Annotated in this window: 20 protein-coding genes; 12 read left to right on the top strand and 8 right to left on the bottom strand. The window is 62.5% G+C overall.

The annotated features are described in order from the left end of the window. The first annotated feature begins 142 nt into the window (after positions 1-142). Entirely contained in the window at positions 143-610 is a 468-nt protein-coding gene (locus tag NCR98_RS19300) for a hypothetical protein (protein ID WP_250467502.1), read from the top strand. A gap of 80 nt (positions 611-690) precedes the next feature. On the opposite strand, the gene NCR98_RS19295 is transcribed toward NCR98_RS19300, so the two are convergent. Both NCR98_RS19295 and NCR98_RS19290 read right to left on the bottom strand, forming a co-directional pair. Beyond that, positions 691-1,143, bottom strand: coding sequence for a DUF3597 domain-containing protein (locus NCR98_RS19295; protein WP_250526994.1), 453 nt, complete (start codon positions 1,141-1,143; stop codon positions 691-693). A gap of 225 nt (positions 1,144-1,368) precedes the next feature. Further along, positions 1,369-2,226 carry a LysR family transcriptional regulator gene (locus tag NCR98_RS19290; RefSeq protein WP_250526993.1) on the bottom strand — a complete coding sequence of 286 codons (858 nt, stop codon included), beginning with the start codon at positions 2,224-2,226 and terminating at the stop codon, positions 1,369-1,371. 122 nt (positions 2,227-2,348) lie between these two features. On the opposite strand from NCR98_RS19290, the gene NCR98_RS19285 reads away from it, so the two are divergent. Continuing rightward, a complete protein-coding gene (locus NCR98_RS19285; protein ID WP_250526992.1) occupies positions 2,349-3,230 on the top strand; it encodes an SDR family oxidoreductase in 882 nt (293 codons plus the stop codon). 9 nt (positions 3,231-3,239) lie between these two features. Here NCR98_RS19285 and NCR98_RS19280 read toward each other — a convergent pair whose 3' ends face one another. Further along, the gene (locus NCR98_RS19280) at positions 3,240-3,878 is read right to left on the bottom strand and encodes a histidine phosphatase family protein (protein WP_250526991.1); all 639 of its coding nucleotides are present in this window, start codon (positions 3,876-3,878) and stop codon (positions 3,240-3,242) included. 58 nt (positions 3,879-3,936) lie between these two features. Then, positions 3,937-5,190, bottom strand: a complete 1,254-nt coding sequence (locus NCR98_RS19275) for an MFS transporter (protein WP_250467497.1) — start codon at positions 5,188-5,190, stop codon at positions 3,937-3,939. A 155-nt stretch (positions 5,191-5,345) separates the two neighbouring features. On the opposite strand from NCR98_RS19275, the gene NCR98_RS19270 reads away from it, so the two are divergent. Beyond that, positions 5,346-6,161 (top strand): exodeoxyribonuclease III, encoded by an 816-nt coding sequence (locus NCR98_RS19270; RefSeq protein WP_244828748.1) that lies wholly within the window; start codon positions 5,346-5,348, stop codon positions 6,159-6,161. Between the two features lie 6 nt (positions 6,162-6,167). Here the strand turns inward: NCR98_RS19270 and NCR98_RS19265 are convergent, their stop codons facing one another. Continuing rightward, a complete protein-coding gene (locus tag NCR98_RS19265; protein ID WP_250526990.1) occupies positions 6,168-6,716 on the bottom strand; it encodes a phasin family protein in 549 nt (182 codons plus the stop codon). Positions 6,717-6,869: 153 nt separating this feature from the next. After that, complete coding sequence (locus NCR98_RS19260; RefSeq protein ID WP_250526989.1) at positions 6,870-8,228, bottom strand: nucleobase:cation symporter-2 family protein; 1,359 nt, start codon at positions 8,226-8,228, stop codon at positions 6,870-6,872. 275 nt (positions 8,229-8,503) lie between these two features. On the opposite strand from NCR98_RS19260, the gene NCR98_RS19255 reads away from it, so the two are divergent. From NCR98_RS19255 to NCR98_RS19225, 7 genes are all read left to right on the top strand, one after another. Next, positions 8,504-8,851, top strand: coding sequence for a response regulator (locus NCR98_RS19255; RefSeq protein WP_244828745.1), 348 nt, complete (start codon positions 8,504-8,506; stop codon positions 8,849-8,851). Positions 8,852-9,163: 312 nt separating this feature from the next. Then, a complete protein-coding gene (locus NCR98_RS19250; RefSeq protein ID WP_244828744.1) occupies positions 9,164-10,096 on the top strand; it encodes an STAS domain-containing protein in 933 nt (310 codons plus the stop codon). A 59-nt stretch (positions 10,097-10,155) separates the two neighbouring features. Next, complete coding sequence (locus tag NCR98_RS19245) at positions 10,156-10,512, top strand: STAS domain-containing protein (RefSeq protein ID WP_244828743.1); 357 nt, start codon at positions 10,156-10,158, stop codon at positions 10,510-10,512. A 21-nt stretch (positions 10,513-10,533) separates the two neighbouring features. Beyond that, positions 10,534-10,974 (top strand): anti-sigma regulatory factor, encoded by a 441-nt coding sequence (locus tag NCR98_RS19240; RefSeq protein WP_244828742.1) that lies wholly within the window; start codon positions 10,534-10,536, stop codon positions 10,972-10,974. Then, positions 10,959-12,002 (top strand): ATP-binding SpoIIE family protein phosphatase, encoded by a 1,044-nt coding sequence (locus NCR98_RS19235; RefSeq protein ID WP_250467494.1) that lies wholly within the window; start codon positions 10,959-10,961, stop codon positions 12,000-12,002. The genes NCR98_RS19240 and NCR98_RS19235 overlap by 16 nt, the downstream gene beginning before the upstream one ends. Next, positions 11,999-13,753, top strand: a complete 1,755-nt coding sequence (locus NCR98_RS19230; protein ID WP_250510369.1) for an ATP-binding response regulator — start codon at positions 11,999-12,001, stop codon at positions 13,751-13,753. The genes NCR98_RS19235 and NCR98_RS19230 overlap by 4 nt, the downstream gene beginning before the upstream one ends. After that, positions 13,750-15,663 (top strand): hybrid sensor histidine kinase/response regulator, encoded by a 1,914-nt coding sequence (locus tag NCR98_RS19225; RefSeq protein WP_250526988.1) that lies wholly within the window; start codon positions 13,750-13,752, stop codon positions 15,661-15,663. The genes NCR98_RS19230 and NCR98_RS19225 overlap by 4 nt, the downstream gene beginning before the upstream one ends. An 11-nt stretch (positions 15,664-15,674) precedes the next feature. Here the strand turns inward: NCR98_RS19225 and NCR98_RS19220 are convergent, their stop codons facing one another. Together NCR98_RS19220 and NCR98_RS19215 are read right to left on the bottom strand one after the other, a co-directional pair. Beyond that, a complete protein-coding gene (locus tag NCR98_RS19220; RefSeq protein ID WP_250526987.1) occupies positions 15,675-16,406 on the bottom strand; it encodes a Fic family protein in 732 nt (243 codons plus the stop codon). Then, entirely contained in the window at positions 16,360-17,067 is a 708-nt protein-coding gene (locus tag NCR98_RS19215; RefSeq protein ID WP_250526986.1) for a hypothetical protein, read from the bottom strand. Before NCR98_RS19215 ends, NCR98_RS19220 begins: the two co-directional genes overlap by 47 nt. 300 nt (positions 17,068-17,367) lie before the next feature. Between NCR98_RS19215 and NCR98_RS19210 the strand changes: the two genes are divergently transcribed. Together NCR98_RS19210 and NCR98_RS19205 are read left to right on the top strand one after the other, a co-directional pair. Then, a complete protein-coding gene (locus NCR98_RS19210) occupies positions 17,368-18,036 on the top strand; it encodes a GntR family transcriptional regulator (protein ID WP_284503888.1) in 669 nt (222 codons plus the stop codon). Positions 18,037-18,070: 34 nt separating this feature from the next. Further along, on the top strand, positions 18,071-18,877 hold the full coding sequence (locus NCR98_RS19205) for an SDR family oxidoreductase (RefSeq protein ID WP_244829725.1): 807 nt from the start codon (positions 18,071-18,073) through the stop codon (positions 18,875-18,877). The last annotated feature ends 1 nt before the right edge of the window (position 18,878 follow it).

The raw sequence follows: 18,878 nt of genomic DNA, 5'->3' as shown, positions 1-18,878 counted from the left end.
TTCAGCGTTCAGCGAGAAGCACCGATCGCCCGAGAAGTATCTGGACGTTCGCAATCGGTGTGCCGCGACCCGGTTGTGACCGGAACGGCACGCGGAATAGCCTTTGCTCTGGGCTAACGACTCTCAAAGCTCAAAGGAAAGTATGCATTCCAGATTAATTGAAACCTTATCGCGCGCGATGTTCTCCGGCGCAAGCGCGGGTGTGGCGTCGGCGCTCGTCGCAGCGGCAGGCGCGTCGAAATCCGGGCATCGTCCTTATTCGGCGATGAACGCTGTCGCGCATTGCGTCTGGCCCGATCAGGCGCCAAAGGAGGAGGCGCCCAGCGTTCAATTTACCGCCGTCGGTTCTGGCATCCATCTGGGCAGCGCGGTTTTTTGGGGCGTGCTATTCGAAACGCTGTGCACTTCGCGTGCGCGTCCGCGTGATGTCGTTGCTGCCGCGATTGCAACGTCAGTCACTGCTTATGTCGTGGATTACCATGTCGTCCCTAAACGCTTCACGCCGGGATACGAAGCCCGTTTGAGCAAGCGCGCCTTGGCATCGACTTACGTGGCACTGGGTGCGGGGTTTGCCATGGTGGCGTTGGCGCGCATGGGGCGATCGCGCTAAAGGATGTGAGGTGCGGTCCGTGATGCGTCATACCAAATGAGTCGCGACGCCAGGGCAACGCCGCGACGATTAGAGCATGGTCAGTCTTGCAAGTCCGCCGGCACCTTGCCTCCGTTCTCCGCCAGCTTCTTCATGACTTGCTTATGAAGCCAGATGTTCATGGACGCGGAATCGTCGGTGTTGCCGGTGTAGTGCAACTCGGCGGCTAGCGACTTGCGCGCATCCAGGCTGCTGTCGAGATCGAGCAACTTAAGCAAGTCGACAATCGAGGTGCGCCAGTTCAGGGTCGCACCGCTTTGCTGCTGCTTCTGCGTGAGGATTGCTTCGACATCCACTTCGGGCATCGGCGTGACCGGCGGGCGCGCGGGTTCGGCGCTTGCCGTGCCTGCGGGCGTGCTCGTCGGCGTGCCCGATGCCGTCGGTGTCGCCGGCGCTGCGCCCGGTGAAGCGGGCGGAGTAGCGGCGCCGGATGCGCTCGCGGCCGGATGATCGTGCGGGAAAATCTTGTTCAGGATGCTTGAAAAGATGCTCATGGTTCCTCCGTTGGTTTCATTGGTGTTTTGCGATGAAGCCTGTCATTTCTTCACCGGCCGTCGGACAAGGACGCATAAAGCAAGCCTGCTTCCGACAAACTCGTACGTCATGGTGAGCGAACCATCGGACAGATAGTCTCGAATGGTGGTTGTCGATGCCAATCTCGATCGCCCGCCCACTTGCAGCCGTCGACGCGACGGACATGACGCTCAAACAGCCTACGTTCAGCACTCCGGCTTTCCGAGCACATCCAGAAAAGCCCGCACCTTCGCACTCAACAAACGACGTGAGCTATATAGCGCCCAGATCGCGACGGCCGGACCCGCATCCTCCCCCAACGCGACCAGCCTGCCCGCAGCCACATCCGGCGCAACGAGCAACCCAGGCAGAAGCGCGGCGCCCGCACCATCCAGCACGGCTTCGCGTATCAATAAGAGCGACGACATACGCAACACCGTTCGTGCTTCGATGGTGCGTGACTTGCCATTGGCGGTACGAATTTGCCAAGGCGTGTCGTTTGCGGTGGAAAGCGTGATCGCAGGCAGCAACGTGGGAAGTTCATCGCTGTCGATAAGCGAAGGCGCAGCAACCAGCACGCGCCGGTCGGTCGCAATCTGACGGCCCATGAGTAGTACGTCGGCCGCCGGATTCACGCGTATCACGAGGTCATAAGCGTCTTGCACGGGATCGACCAGACGATCCTCGGCGACGAGCTCCAGTTCGACTTCGGGATAAGCAAGCACGAACCGGGCAGCCACACGCGCAAGCACCGCATGTGTGAACACGACGGGCCCGCTTACGCGCAGCTTGCCGCGTGGCACGGGCGCGCGCGAGGCGATCGATTCGCCGAGATCGGCGATATCCGCGAGCAGTCCGTGCGTTCCCTGATGCAGCGCCTGACCGTCCTCCGTGAGCCGCAACGTGCCCGAGCCGCGCTCGATCAGCCGCACGCCGAGCTCCTGTTCGAGTTCGGCGACGCGTCGCGAAAGCGTGGCTTTCGGCCGGTCGAGCTTGCGCGCGGCGGCCGCGAAACCGCCATGTTGGGCGACGGCGTTGAAATCGGCGAGAGCGATCAGGTTCATGGCGTTCCATCCGTGAGACGGGGCGTCTTGTTTTCAGGGCTTCCGACTCGAAAGCGGAACGCCTATCGTATCAACACCGGGCCTCTTGACGGCCCGATCAACTGGAAAACTGGAGAATCAACATGACTATTCTCGTTACAGGAAGCACGGGCGTGATCGGCACGCAGGTCATCGAACAACTCGCGGGGCTGGATGGCGGCGTCGAGGTGAGGGCGCTGACGCGCAAGCCCGCGGACGCGAAGTTTCCGGCGCACGTCAAGCCGGTGCAGGGCGATCTGAGCGGCCTCTCTTCGTTTGCAGCGGCGCTCGCCGATATCGACACGCTGTTCCTGCTAGCGCCGAACGCTGCCGACGAACTCACGCAGGCCCTGCAGGCTTTGAGCCTTGCGCGCGAGGCGGGCATGAAGGGCATCGTCTATTTGTCGGTATTCAAGGGCGACGAATATGCGGATGTGCCGCACTTCACGAGCAAGCACACCGTGGAGCGCATGATCGAGCGTGAGGCGCTGCCCGTCACCGTGCTGCGTCCGGCGTATTTCATGCAGAACGACGTGCGCCAGAAAGAGCCGCTGCTGAACGCGGGAATCTTCGGCATGCCTATCGGCGATAAAGGGATTTCGATGGTCGATGTGCGCGATATCGGCGAGGCGGCCGCGCGCGAATTGCTCAGGCGCGAACACGCAACCGACGCGCTGCCCGCCGAAACGTACGACCTCGTCGGACCGGAGGCGATCACTGGGAGGAGCGTCGCGGCTATCTGGACCGAAGCCTTGCAGCGCCCCATCCGTTACGCCGGCGACGACCTCGCTTCTTTGCAGGCAAGCCTCAAGGCGGCGCCCGAATGGCTCGCGTACGACATGCAACTCATGATGCGGCGCTATCAGCGGGAAGGCGCGGTGGCAACGGCCGCGCAGATCGAGCGCCTGAGCGCGCTGTTGCAGAGGCCGCCGCGGTCGTATCGCGACTTTGCGCGGGAGACGGCGAGCAGCTGGCTCGACGCTTGAGCGGACGGTTCAGGCGCGCAGATTCCACTTGATGATCGCGCGGGTGTCGCGCTCGAAGCCGAGCACGCTCATCGACGCGGTATCGAGCACGAGATGCGCGCCGAACGTGGCCGTGCCGGTGACCCACTGCGCCGCGAGCACGCGCAGAAAGTGCGCGTGCGAAAAGATGGCGATATGCGTCTTGCCGGAGCCAGTCAGCCGGTCGATCACGGATTGCGCGCGGCGTCCGATATCGGCGGCAATCTCGCCTTGGGGCATGGGGGAAGTCCAGACCGACCAGTCGGGAATTTCCTGGCGGATATCCACGGTCTTCCTGCCTTCGTAGATGCCGTAGTCCCATTCGTGCAGCGACGGCTCGACCTCGGCTTGATCGCCGAGACCCGCGAGCTTGCAGGTCTCCCGCGCGCGGCTCATCGGACTCGTGAGCACGAGATCGAACGACTGGGCGGCGAGCACGGGTGCGAGCGCCGATGCCTGCTTGCGGCCTTCGTCGGTCAAGGGGATATCGGTCGAGCCGGTGTGCTGGCCCGACTTGCTCCATTCGGTTTCGCCATGCCGGATCAGCCAGATATGCATGCTGTCGCGGGGTTTGGAATCGGCCATGATGTGGATAGAGTGGTTCGCGCACACGCGCGGCGTGGCTTGCATGGTAAGGGTTATGGGAGCGTTTGTCAGAGGCGGTGTAAAAGGAGGTGCCGCATGACTATCACGGCGCGGCATCCGAGCTCGTGCTGCCGTTCCTGCGCAAAAACACCCACGCATTAAACCCCGCCCCCATGAACATCAACACGCTCGTCATCGCGAACACCGAATGCATGCCCACGTGCGCCGCGATGAAGCCGCCCGCGAGCGGCCCCGTCACCTGTCCGATGTATTGCGCCGAAGTCGCATAGCCGAGGATATAACCCGCCGCGCTGTCCGGCACGCTATGACGCACCACGCTAGTAATGGCGGGCAAAAGACCGCCGAGCGCAAGCCCCATTAGAAAGCGCAGCACGACGAGCTGCGTGCCGGTCGTGACGAAGATCTGCGGAATCAGCAGCACGCCGCACAACCCGAGACACGCGACGATCACCTTCGTCGCGCCGATGCGGTCCGCCAGCCGCCCGACGCGAGGCGCGGCGAGCACGCTACCCAGCGCGGCGGCGGACATCACGAGGCCCGCGACCAGCGTCACGTTCTTCTGGTCCTGCACCAGTTGCGACACATACACGGTGATGATCGGTTCGATCGACATGTTGGCGAACATCAGCAGCATGGCGCTCGCGAGCATCGCGATGACGGGCGTAAGCTTCGGCACGTCGCGCCAGCCGCTGCTGCGCGCGCGGCCCGGCGAACCCTTCGCGCCGTCGGGCACACGGCGCTCTTCCTTCACGAAGAGCGTCGTCATGATGAACGAGCAGAAAATGAGGCCGCCTGCAAGAAAGAAGGTCGAACGGATGCCGATCAGCCCAGGCAGCAGCCCGCCCACGAGCGGGCCGACGAGATTGCCCGCCATCATTCCCGACGCGTGCGTGCCGAGCGCCCACGCGGTGCGGTGCCGTGGCGTCTGCGTCGCGATCATCACGATGGCGCCGCTCGCATAGCCGCCGACGAGTCCCGCGAGAAAGCGGATCGCCACCAGTTGCCAGACCGTCTGCACGACACCGAGCAGCGACATGGTGATCGCCATGCCGAGACTCGCGCGGATCAAAATCGGCTTGCGGCCATATCGGTCGGCAAGACGCCCCCACAAAGGCGCGACGAGACCCGCTGCCAGAAAGGTCGCGCCGAACGCGACGCCCGACCATTGCACCGCGCTCTCCACGGAGGCCGCGCCTAACTGCTGCACGTAAAGCGGCAAAAAGGGCAGGAGGAGCGTCATCGCCATGATGGTGGTGAACGAACCGAACACGCAGACATAGAGATTGCGTTGCCAGTGCAGCGAGCCATCGGCGTGCGGCGGAACAGTAGCGGACATGTGGATGCGGACAGGAGAGTGAAGTCGAGTTCCCGTGAATGTCGCAGATTTCATGGCGATGCGCTTGGCCACGACGACGCGGCATGCATCGTGCAACGGCCCTGGGCGCGTTACGATGAACGCGCCACGAGTCCACGACCGATGGAGAACGCCGAGTGAAGATCGCGACTTTCAACATCAACGGCATCCGCCCGCGCCTGTCCGCCCTGCTCGGGTGGCTCGAACGCGAGGAGCCGGATATCGTCTGTCTGCAGGAGCTGAAAGCAACCGATGCGCAGTTTCCCGCCGCCGATATCGAGAAAGCGGGCTACGGCGCGCTGTGGCACGGTCAGGCATCGTGGAACGGCGTCGCCATTCTCGCCAAGGGCGCGGAACCGATCCTCAGCCGGCGCGGATTGCCAGGTGGCGAAGACGACACACATAGCCGCTACATCGAGGCCGCAGTCAATGGTTTGCTGATCGGATGTCTTTATCTTCCGAACGGCAACCCGCAGCCCGGCCCGAAGTTCGACTACAAGCTCGCGTGGTTCGAGCGCCTCAACGCGCACGCGGCCGCTTTGTTGAAGAGTGGCCATCCTGTCGTGCTCGCGGGCGATTACAACGTCATTCCCACTGACGAGGATATTTACAACACGCGCTCATGGAAAAAGGATGCGCTGTTGCAGCCCGAGAGCCGCGCGGCTTACGAGAAGCTGCTGGCGCAAGGTTGGACCGATGCATTGCGCAAGCATTATCCGAATGAGCGTATCTATACGTTCTGGGATTATTTTCGGCAGCATTGGCAGACGAACTCGGGTTTGCGCATTGATCATCTCTTGCTGAGCAAGGACCTCGCGCCGAAGCTGAAAGATGCGGGCGTCGACACGTGGGTGCGTGGCGAGCCGCATGCAAGCGATCATGCGCCAACGTGGATCGTGCTGAAGGAAGGGCGCGGAGGCGCGCGCCCGAAGAAGAAGGCGGCGGACGCTTGAGGCGCGTCAGCTCGATCTTTTCGATGCCGCGCGTGTTGCCTTCGTGACAGCGGTCTGCGCGCTCTGTGTGATCTCGCCGCTCGCATCGAGAATGACGCCGCTGGTTTGCTCCGCGGCTGTAGTCGCGGTGTCGGCGAGATCGGTGATGACGGCGCCCGTGGACTGCGCGGCTTTGGTGGCGTCGGTCGTGGCGGTATCGAAGAGACCCTTCAGTTTGATGCCGTTTTGCTCATACTGACTGCGCACTTCGCCGACGACGTCAGCTTCCGTCGACGTGATGATCGACAACACATGCTGTCCGTACGATGCCGCTTTCTGCGGGAACTGCGCAAGCATGATCGACTGCCAGCCGAAGACATCGCCGGCGCTGGCTTCATCGCCCGCTTTCAGAAGCGCGTTGCTTTCCTCGACCATTTTATTTACGGTCTGCACGTTGAGTTCGGCGAGCGCCTGCATGGTGCTCGCGAATCGGCCGCTGATAGTGAGAAACGCCTGTAGATTGGCGCGAGCAAGCGATGGCATCTGGTAGGCGAATTGACCGGGGTATTGGAACATTTGGCGCTCCTTGCAGGATTGGTTATGTTCGCGGCGCTCGTGCCGCATGCGATCAATGAGACGTGACGGTGTAGCGCCGGTTCCCTCGATCCCGCGCGAAATTTTGCTGACACTCGTGCTTATGCGACAACGCGAAGAAGTGTCGCTGAACCGTCACTCCTCCCCCTGCCTCAAACTCAACGGCATTTCCCCCGCAATCTCGCGCTCGACATCCGCCGCCGCTCTGCCGCGATTGAAGAACGCATTGAGCAGAATCGCAAACACGGCAGCAAGCGTGATGCCGCTGTGCGTCAGCGGCCCGGCCCACGCCGGCATGTGCGCAAAGAACGTCGGCGCGACGAGCGGAATTACGCCCACGCCCAGACTGATCGCGATGATCAGCAAGTTGTTCTTGCTCTCGTAATCGACCTTGCCGAGTATCTTCACGCCCGTGGCCGCGACCATGCCGAACATCGCGATTCCCGCGCCGCCCAACACGACCACGGGAATCGATGCGATCAAATTCGACAGCTTCGGCAAGAGCCCGAGCAATATCAGGATCACGCCCGATACCGCGACCACCCAGCGGCTCTTCACGCCCGTAATTCCGACGAGTCCGATGTTCTGCGAAAACGAGCTATGCGGAAACGTATTGAAGATGCCGCCGATCACCGTGCCGAGGCCATCGGTGCGTAAGCCACGCGTCGCGTCGCCGCGCGATACCGGCCGCCCCGCGAGATCGCCCAGCGCGAGAAACATGCCGAGCGATTCCACCATGATGACGACCATCACGAGACACAGCGACGCAATCGCCGCGATATCGAAAGTCGGCCAGCCGAAAGCGAACGGCCGCACCGGAGAAAACCATGCCGCTTGAGCAGTGCCCGAGACATCGACGAGTCCGAGCGCCAACGCGACCGCGAAGCCAATCGCCATGCCGAGCAGCACGGAGATATTCGCGAGAAAGCCGCGCAGATACTTGTTGATGACGAGAATCGCCAGCAGCACGATGCCCGCGATCATCAAGTTCTTCGGATCGCCGAAATTAGGCGCGCCGCGCCCGCCGCCCGCCCAGTTGATCGCCACCGGAAAGAGCGTCATGCCTATGGTCAGGATGATCGTGCCCGTGACGATAGGCGGAAAGAAGCGCATCAGCCGCCCGAAAAATGGCGCGATGAGTATGGCGAACACGCCCGCCGCGATGGTCGCGCCGAAGATGGCGGTGAGCCCCGCGCCCGACGAAGCCATGGCGACCATCGGCCCGACCGGCGCGAAACTCACGCCCATGATGACCGGCAAGCGAATGCCGAATTTCCATACGCCGATGCACTGCACCAACGTCACGATCCCGCACGCGAAGAGGTCCGAGCTGATGAGAAACGCAACCTGATCCTTCGGCAGCTTGAGCGCCGCGCCAATGATGAGCGGCACCGCAATCGCGCCCGCATACATCACGAGCACGTGCTGTATGCCCACTGCAAGCATGGCGGGCAAGGGCAGCACTTCATCGACGGGATGGGTCATGTGGGCCATGTGCGCTCCGCAAGTTTCATGGTTGTCCTGCTCCGGGCGAGTATTGCACCGGCACGCTCCTGGAAAAATATTCGCGCCGCTATAGATGGCATGCAATGGCGCATCGACGCGCCGACTCAAGCGGCGAACGGCCAAACCTTCGCCGCTTTCGGTACGAATGTGCTGGCGCCAGAGTGGATGGACTACACTCTTTCTCGCGCGCGGCGTCATGGGTTGCTTGGAGTTTTTTTGCTTGCCGCTGGCGCATCGTTTCGGTCGTACCGGAGCCAGTCACGATGAACCTGTTGCTCGTCGACGATAATGAAGCCTGCATCGAGACTCTCGCCGATATCGCGACGAGTCTCGGGCACACCGCTGCCATTGCGTACGACGGCGCCGGTTGTCTGGCGCTCACGAGTCACACGCGTTTCGACCGCATCTTTCTCGACATTTCCCTGCCCGACGCCGACGGCCGCGACATCTGCAGCCGGATTCGCGCCGCCGGTCTTTCGCGCGACGCCCGCATCATCGCAATGACGGGTCACTCCGATTTCGTCGATGGCAGCGGCGAAACGGAATTCGACGGTTATCTCCTCAAGCCCATCAGCCTCCAGGCGCTGGAACTATTCCTGCTGACACGCTGACTTGGTCTGATTGCATGGGATAGTTTTGACCGGCTTCTGTCCATCCCGGATCGAACGACCGGAAGCAATTGCCGATCGCTTGCGAATCGCTTTATCGAGCTATTGAAAATGCGCGGAAGGCACGCGCCAAAAGGCTTCGCAGACTGTCGATTTTTGAGACGACGTGCTACATTCCGAGCGCCTTTGCGTTGCTTTCGGTCATTCGCAGTTCTGCGTGGCCAATCGTTGCAGCGCAAAAGCGCTTTCGCCCGGCGCGGCTCGCCAGTCATCCTACGGACGCGCGCATAAAAACATTCGCACAGGAATCTCGGCATGGATATGGTCGGCGGAACTCGGCTAGCCCAATTGTTCAACAGCAACCAGGCGGGACTGCTCGCCGAGTGGATCACGCAGCAGCATGCAATCGCATCGCGGCGCGGACTGGTCGGCGAAGCGGAGTTGCGCAATCAGTTCGGGCAGTTCGTCGAACTCATGGTGGCCGCGCTCGGCGCAAGCGACACGGTCGACTTCGAATCGAGCGCGTGGCAGGAAGTGCGCGCATTTCTCGCCGATATGTCCGGCCAACGCGCGCGTCAGGGTTTCTCGCCGGTCGAGACCGCGATGTTCGTGTTCTCGCTGAAGCAGCCGCTGTTCGCGCGCCTGCGCGCATCGCTCGAAGGCGAGCCCGCGACGCTTGCCGATCTCACCTGGACCATCAGCACACTCTTCGACGCGCTCGGGCTCTACACCACCGAAGTGTTCCAGGCGAGCCGTGAGCAAGTGATCGTGCGTCAGCAACAAGAGTTGCTCGAACTGTCCACGCCTGTCGTGCAACTGTGGGACGGCATCCTCGCGTTGCCGCTCATCGGCACGCTGGATTCGGCGCGCACGCAGGTGGTCATGGAAAACCTGCTGCAGAAGATCGTCGAGACGGGCGCCGCCATCTCGATCATCGACATCACGGGCGTGCCGACCGTCGATACGCTCGTCGCGCAGCATCTGCTGAAGACCGTGGCGGCGGCGCGTTTGATGGGCGCGGACTGCATCATCAGCGGGATTCGGCCGCAGATTGCGCAGACCATCGTGCATCTGGGCGTGAACCTGTCCAACGTCACGACGAAGGCGACGCTCGCGGCGGCGTTCGTCGTCGCGCTGCAGCGCACCGGCAAGTCGCTCTCCGTCGAAAACACGCAGCGCGGGGGCAAGAGCGGCGCATCCGGTACAGCAGGCCCGGCGGGTTCGTACGACGCGCTGCAAGCCGAATGACGGCGCGCGTCGACAACCGCCACGCACAACGCGATTAGAAAGACCGAACGGGGCCAGCGATGGAACGCATTCCGATTCTCACGATGGGCAAGCTGCTGCTCGTCACCATTCAAGTGGACATGCACGACCGTCTTGCGCTCACGCTGCAGGACGATCTGACGAGCCGTATCGTGAAAGATGGCGCGCGCGGCGTGCTGATCGACATTTCTTCACTCGACGTGGTCGATTCGTTCATCGGCCGCATGATCGGCAACACGGCGGCCATGGCGCGCGTGCTCGATGCGCAGACGGTGGTCGTCGGCATGCAGCCATCGGTTGCGATCACGCTCGTGGAACTCGGGCTCGCGCTGCCGGGCGTGCGCACCGCGCTGAACGTCGAGAAGGGCATGGCGTTGCTCAATCAGAGCATCTACTGACGGCCGCATGTGACGCCTTCCATGACGACCTTCACTTCATCAGCCGCGCAAGCCGCCTCGACGTCGCCCATCACGCTGCCGATCCGCTCCGACGAGCAGATCGTGCGCTTGCGTCAGCTCGTGCGCGAAAAAGCCGTCGCGCAGGGCTTGTCGCTCATCGATCAGACCAAGTTCGTGACGGCCGCAAGCGAGCTGGCACGCAACACGCTCATCTACGGTGGCGGCGGCGACGTGCACTGCTTACTCGTCGAGCGCAATGGGCGCCGTGGCCTCAAACTCGAATTCGTCGATCAGGGTCCCGGTATTCCGGATATCGCCCGCGCGCTGTCCGACGGCTTCACCTCGGGTCATGGTCTCGGGCTTGGTCTGGGCGGCGCAAAGCGCCTGTGCGACGAGTTCGAGATTCGCTCGGCGCCGGGCGAGGGCACTTACGTTTCGATCACCAAATGGAAACCGTTTTGAAGGAATCGATGGCCGCGCAGCAGCGCTTCGAAATCGCGGAGGCGAGTCAGATCGCCTTTGCCCGGCGCGCTATCGGCGAACTCGCGCGCGGCCTCGGTTTCAACGAGACGGTCGCGGGAAAACTGGCGATCGTCGTGACCGAATGCAGCACCAATCTGCTGAAGCATGCCGAGCGCGGCGAGTTGCTGGTGCGGCCGCTCGAAGATAGCGGGCGTTACGGCATCGAAGTACTGTGCATCGACAGCGGACCGGGAATCGCGGATCTTTACCGGTGCTTCGAGGACGGTTACACGACCGCTGGCAGCCCGGGCAACGGCATGGGCGCGATCAAACGTCTGTCCGACGAACTCGACATCTGGAGCCAGCCGGGACAAGGCACGGTGCTGCGCACGGTGTTCTGGAGCGGCGAAGCCAATCATGCGGCACCGGCGCGCGTGACGTATGGCGTAGTCAATCTGCCGCTCGAAACCGAAACCGTTTCCGGCGATGCCTGGTCCTGCCACATGGGCGAGAACGACTTCACCGTGCTCGTCGCCGATGGCCTCGGGCACGGTCCGCTTGCCAATCTCGCGGCAATCGAAGCGGCGAAAATTCTGGGCACGGACGGCGACGCATCGCTCGAACGCATCATGGAACTGGCCAACGGCGCGCTGCGCACCACTCGCGGCGCGGCAGTGGGCATTGCGCGCGTGCCGTTTGCCAGTGACTCGGCGGCAGTCGCGTTCGCGGGCATCGGCAATATTTCGGCGAGTGTGTGGTCGCTCGACACGCACAAGCATCTGGTCTCGCACAGCGGCATTGTCGGGCACGCGGCGCGGCGTGCGCAGCAATTCGCGACGCCTTATCCCGCGCACGCGCTCATCGTGCTGCATTCGGACGGGCTTACGTCGCGCTGGGATCTCGCGCGTTATCCGGGTTTGAATCTGCGCCATCCTTCGCTAGTTGCGGCGCTTTTGTATCGCGATTTCACGCGCGGCCGCGACGACGTCACGGTTTTTGTCGCGCGCATGGGCGTGCGTGCGCCATGACGACGCGCCTCTATTCGATGCGGCTCGAAAGCGAGCACGATATCGTCGCGGCGCGGCGCAAGTCGCGCGATGCGAGCGCGGGACTCGGTTTTTCGTCGCAGGATCAGACGCGCATCGCGACTTCGGTGCTGGAAGCGGCTCGCACGGTGCTGCTTGCAGGCACGTCCGCACGCGCCGATTTTCTCGTCGATACGGACACGCGGCCGGCCCGCTTCGTCGTGCGCTTTTTTGCAAGCGCCGGCGCGGGCGAGCGTCTGCGCGCGGTCAGAACCGACGATTCGCAAGCCGCGCTCGGCCTGCTCGCGGCACAGCGATTGATGGACGAATGCGCCATCGCCGAGGAAGCCGACGGCGGCACGTCCATCTCGCTCGCGAAAGCGCTGCCGGACAACGCGCCCTTCGATGCAACGTCGGCCCGCTCGGTCGCCGACACGCTCTCCGCTTCCACGGACGTCGATTCCACCGCTGAATTGCAGCGTCAGAACCGCGAATTGATCGGCGCGCTGGCCGACTTGCGCGAGCGTCAGGAAGAACTCACGCATCTCACGCGCGAACTCGAAGATACGAATCGCGGCGTGGTGGCGCTTTATGCCGAACTGGATGCACGCGCCGATCATCTGCGTCGCGCGGACGAGTCCAAATCGCGCTTTTTGTCGAACATGAGTCACGAGTTCCGCACGCCGCTTTCGTCGATCCGTGCGTTGTCCAAGCTCTTGCTCGAACGTATCGACGGCGAGCTGACCGAGGAGCAGGAAAAGCAGGTGCGCTTCATTCGCCGGGCGGCGGAAGACTTGTCCGAAACGGTCGATGACCTGCTCGACCTCGCCAAGATCGAAGCGGGCAAGATCGACGTGCGTCCCGTCGAATTCGAAGTCGATACGCTTTTTTCCGCGCTGCGCGGCATGCTGCGGCCGCTTTCACCGGGCGGCGCGGTCGACTTGATTTTCGATTCGTGCGTGGGCCTGCCGCCCATTCGCACCGACGAAGCGAAGGTCGCGCAAGTGCTGCGAAACTTCGTGTCGAACGCGCTCAAGTTCACGGAGCGCGGCGAAGTGCGCGTAAGCGCGAGTTACGACGAAGCGCGGCGGCTGATCACGTTCGCGGTCGCGGACACGGGCATCGGCATCGCGGCCGAACATCAGCACGTGGTGTTCGAGGAATTCGGCCAGGTCGAGAACAGGCTGCAGCAATACGTCAAAGGCACGGGGCTCGGTTTGCCGCTGTGCCGCAAGCTCTGCAAGCTGCTTGGCGGCGATGTGTCGCTCACGAGCGAACCGGGGCGCGGCTCGACCTTCAGCGCGACCATGCCCGCTTATTACGGCGACGAACACGACATCGCGCATACCGAACATTCCGCCGCCGACGACCCTCGTCCGATGGTGCTCGTCGTCGCGAGCAATCCGATCGAGCGACTCGATTGCGAAGCGGCCTTGCGGCAGTCGCCGTATCGCGCGATGACGGCCGCGACGCTCGACGAAGCGACCCGCGCGCTTACTCGCACACGGCCCGCCGCGCTTTTGTTGACCGTGCGGCCCGCGCCGGTCGAAGCGTGGACGTGGCTCGCCGCGTTGCGCGCGCAGGCGGCCATGCGCAACCTGCCGATCGTCGTGCTCGGCGAGGCCGAGGACCGTGGCGAGGCGGAAGCGTTGGGCGCGGCGGCGTTCATCGGCAAACCGGTGGCGGGCAGCGAACTCGCGAGTGTGCTCGCGGCGGTGACGGACGCGCACCGCGCTTACGGAACAGAGTCATGACGAGCGACTGGAGCGAGGTGCTGATCCTCAACGTCGACGACAACGACGGCGCGCGCTATGCGAAAACGCGCATTCTGTCGCGCGCGGGGTTCAATGTCATCGAAGCCGCTACCGGCACGACGGCGCTCGAACGCGTGCGCGCCGAATCGCCCGACCTCGTTTTGCTCGACGTGAAACTGCCCGATATCAACGGGCTCGAAGTGTGCCGGCTCATCAAGGCTTCGCCGGAGACGGCGGGCACGCTCGTGCTGCAGACATCGGCGGCGGCCGTGCATAGCCTCGATCGCATTCGCGGTCTGGAAGGCGGCGCGGACAGTTACCTTACCGAACCCGTCGAGCCCGCCGAACTGATCGCGCATGTGCGTGCGTTGTTGCGCGTGCGTCTTGCGGAAAGCGCGTTGCGGGAAAGCGAGGAGCGGTTTCGTCAGCTTGCCGAGAATATCGACGACATTTTCTGGATGCTCGATCCCGCGACCAATCAGTTGCTCTACGTGAGCCCCGCTTACGCGCGCCTGTGGGATACGCGCCAGGGCGCGCCGCTGCCCACGCCGGGCGTGGATCACTGGTCCAACGAAGTGCATCCGCTCGACCGCGAACATGTGGGCGCGGCGTACCGGGAACTGGCGGCGCACGGCACGCCTTATCAGGAAGAGTTTCGCGTCACGGGTGCCGAGGGCGGTCCGCGCTGGATGGCCGAGCGCGCGTTCCCGATACGCGGCGTGGGCGGACGGCCGGATCGCATCGCGGGCATCGTCAACGATATTTCCGAGCGCAAGGCCGCGGAAATGCTGCTGCGCGACGCCGATCGCCGCAAGGACGAATTCCTTGCGATGCTCGCGCACGAGTTGCGCAATCCGCTCGCGCCAATACAAAACGCCGTCGATTTGCTCGATCCGAAGCGCAAGCCTTCGCCGCAGCACTTTGAAACGGTGCGTACGATCATCGACCGTCAGGTGCGGCATTTGAGCCGTCTTGTCGACGATCTGCTCGATGTCGCGCGCATCACGCAAGGCAAGATCACGCTGCGTCAGGAAGCGGTGGATGTGGCAATGGCAATCGAAGCGGCCATCGAAACCGCGCAGCCCGCGCTGCAGAGAAAACGCCATACGCTCACGACCAAGCTCGGCGATTTGCCGTTATTTATCGTGGGCGATAGCGTGCGGATTGCGCAGGTGTTCGGCAACCTGTTGTCGAATGCATCGAAGTACAGCGTCGAGGAAGGCGAGATCGAGATCGAGACGGCGCGGGTCGGCGACCAGGCGCGCATCAGCGTGCGCGACAAGGGCATCGGAATTGCCGCCGACATGCTGCCGCATATCTTCGATTTGTTCGTGCAGTCGGAGACATCGCTGGAGCGTTCGGAAGGCGGGCTCGGCATCGGCTTGCCGCTTGCGAGGACGCTCGTCGAGTTGCAGGGCGGACGTATTGAAGCGTATTCGGCGGGACTGCAACAGGGCAGCGAGTTCGTCGTGTGGTTGCCGCTTGCGTGTGGACCGCAGGCGGTGCCGGTTCCGCGTGTCGAGATCGCGCCGGGATCGAGCGGCGGCAGACGCGTGCTGCTCGTGGATGACAGCGTGGACGCGGCAACCGCCATGGGTCTTCTGCTCGAAGCCGATGGCTACGATGTGCGCGTCGTCCACGATGCGACGGCTGCGCTCGAGATCAGCGAGACATTCGCGCCGCAGATCGTGCTGCTGGATATCGGCTTGCCGGGGATGGATGGATTCCGCCTCGCCTGCGAGATGCGCAAGCGTGCGGCGACCGCGGATGCGCTCTTGATCGCGGTGACGGGTTATGGACAGGCGCATGACCGGCAACGGTCGAAGGAAGCCGGGTTCGATCATCATCTCGTGAAGCCGGTGGCGTTCGAGGAAATTCAGAAGGCGGTGGCGGGGCAGTTTGGGGCTTGAACGCCTGCCGGCTAGCGTTCGCGGCGTGCGCGTTTCATCTCGAGGTATAAGCGATTTGCTACTGGATCGTTCGCCATGTATGCAACGTCTTCGCCGCTGCTTTCCATTTGGCCATCGAGACCGGGTAACGCGGTGAGATGCGCAAGCAGGCCGGCGTGAGAGACGGCATCGACAATCAACGGCGCGAAATAGCTATCGAGATGCTTGTCCGCCGGGCTCTCGATTTCCTTTGTGAGCGCTTCCAGATAGGCTTCTTTACGCGATGCGCTCCAGTTGATCGCGAAATTGGCCCGGTAACAAAGCTCGGCATGAACGAGCAGCATGGTGCGGCCGTTTCCGTCGAGAAACGGATGCGCCCAGGCGAATGCGCCCATCACGGTTCCAGGCGCTTCTCGCATCTTCAGCGGATGGTTGCCGATGTCAAGACCCCATTCGACCGCGCGCTGACATTGTTCCGACGCTTCGAACTGAATGCGTTGCCCCTTGCCGACGAGTCTTGCCACGCCTAGCGAGTAACGATCTTTTCCCGCCCAGGGATAGAACTCGTCGAACAGAATTCCATGGACCTCGAGGAAATGCTCATAAGCAATGTCGCCTCGCACCGAGCGCAAAAACGTCAGTGCCTTTTCGAGGTTTGCTTCGAAGAAGCCGTGCTCCTGATACTTCAGCTCGTCGAGATCCTTGATGCGTTCAATGTTACGCAGATAGCCTGCCGTCTCGTAGTCCCCGAACGGGTCGAACACGCCTCACCTCTTTCAAATGATTGGTCATCAAGCGTGCGAACTGACGCGCGTTGACAATGTCGTTCTTCTTCAGCAACACGAGCAACTTCCCTGTCAAGTCGAAGTCGACGTCGTCTCCAGCGGCGCGTGTCACAGCTTCCGCGAAGTCATCGAGCCCGGAGCGCCGGTATTCGATGCCATGCGACTTCGCAAGGCGCTCTACGAAACTCGCAACGCCTTGAGTGGGCAGCTCATCGATATTAGCGGGCAGCCCGGGCGTTTTGGTAACGTCTGTCTCGGCGCGCGGACGGACTACGTATTGCACCTGAATGCCGTCCCACCCGAGCTTGCGCTGAGTCCGGTTGGTTCCAATATCGACCAAGCAAACAGCGCGATCGCGTTCGCGTCGAATGGTCAAGCCGATGACATGCACGCCTAGTTTGTCGAACACTTCGAGAAGCAATATTTCCAGCCGCACGGCAAGTCGCGCTTTGCCCGCCGAATCTGGAACCGCCTTTGCAAAAATTCCGGCTCCTAGTCTAACCAGCCGGCCATCGTCGATTTGATGCTGTATTGCCGTACTGAGGTGGGAGGCACTCGCGAGACCATTCAAGTCACGGCGAAGCACGACATTGCCTGCGCGTTTCTTCAATGAGATCGACAGCTTGCTATCCAGGTTCATGAAGTACCTCGGTTCGTCGACAAGGTAGTCATTATAAAATGATAAAAAAGATGTAGATACATGAAGTTAGACGCGCATGAATTGCCTGATTACCAGCAACATATGCACGATGCTTTAACGTGTGATGCGCGTTTTCACCTATCAATCCCTCGTTGACTCCACGCCCATCACGTCCCACACTTCACTCCAAGCAAGTGTGATCACAGGTCACACAAACCATACGAAACCAAACCGGAGGCTGTGTTGGCGACTCGCACGACGACAGACCTTCCCGCGCTCGAAGTCGTGGCGCGCGAAACCATGGCCGGGCGCGTCTATGCGCAGTTGCGCGAGGCAATCATGACCGGCCGCTTCGCGCCCGGCCAGTTGCTGAGTCTGCGCAGCGTCGCGGAAGCGGTCGGGTCATCCACCATGCCGGTACGCGCCGCGCTCACGCGCCTGCAAGCGGAAGGCGCGCTGATCGACGGCGCCGGACGCGCGCTGATGGTCCCGCCCATGACGCTCGAATTGCTCGAGGAATTGCGCGACGTGCGCATCGCGCTGGAAGGCGCGGTCGCGAAGCGCGCAGCATCGCGCATGAGCCGCGCGCATCTCACGCAATTGCAGGAAGTGTTCGACGAGATGGATGGCTACGTCGAAGCCGGCGATGCATCCGCTTATCTGCGCAGCAACTTCGAATTCCATATCGCGATCTACACGCACGGCGCAAGCGATCTCACGCTCGCGACCATTCAAAACTTGTGGATGCGCATCGGCCCGTTCCTGAACCTCGTCGCGCCGGACATTCCGCACATGCGCAAGTCGATGGCCGCGCATCGGCATATCGTCGATGCGCTTTGGCGCGGGGATGGCGAAGGCGCGCGCGCGGGCATCGAGGAAGATATCGGCGATGCGGCGGCCGATCTACAGGAACGGCTTCCGGCCTCTCATTCGGAAAGCGGCAACGGCGAGCAAAAGGCAAGCGCCTGAGTTTGTATTGAACGATAACAATGACGGAGACATGATGACGGTTCTTCAGATGCTGAAACCGCACGCGGGTTTGCGCGTGCTCGTGACAGGCGGCGCATCGGGCATCGGGCTCGTGATTGCGCGGGCCTTCGTCGATGCCGGCGCGCGCGTGCACGTGTGCGATGCGAGTCAGGAAGCCATCGACGCACTCGCCGAAGCCGAAGCCAGCACGGAACTCAACGCGATCACTTCGACGCTCGCGGATGTGTCGGATAAAGCGGCCGTGGAGCGCGTCTTCGCCGATGTCGAGCGCGAGCTCGGCGGTCTCGACGTGCTTCTGAATAACGCGGGAATCGCGGGACCGACAGGCGGTATCGACGAGCTCGACGAGAAGGATTGGGAAGACACGGTCGATATCAACCTCAACGCGCAGTTCTATTTCGCGCGTCGCGCGGTGCCGCTTCTGAAGCAGGCGCGCGATGGCGGCGCGATCATCGCGCTGTCGTCGGTTGCGGGCAGGCTCGGCTACGCCTTTCGCACGCCGTATGCCGCAACCAAGTGGGCGGTGGTCGGCATGACCAAGAGTCTTGCCATTGAACTCGGACCGTCGAACATTCGCGTCAATGCAATTCAGCCGGGCATCGTGAAAGGGCCGCGTATCGAGCGCGTGATCGCGGCGCGTGCGAAGCAACTGAATCTGCCTTACGAAGAGATGGAGAAGCAATATCTCGCGAAGATTTCGCTACGCCGCATGACGACGCCCGAGGAAGTCGCAGCCACCGCCTTGTTCTTGTGTTCGCCGGGCGGCAGCGGCATCTCGGGGCAGGCCATTTCGGTGTGCGGCAACGTCGAAGTGCTCTAAA

It is taken from the genome of Caballeronia sp. GAWG2-1, from assembly GCF_023631405.1.
In the GTDB taxonomy this organism is placed as follows: Bacteria; Pseudomonadota; Gammaproteobacteria; order Burkholderiales; family Burkholderiaceae; genus Caballeronia.
Note: the sequence above shows the minus strand (reverse complement) of the source record. Positions and strands in the feature narration are given on the sequence as shown.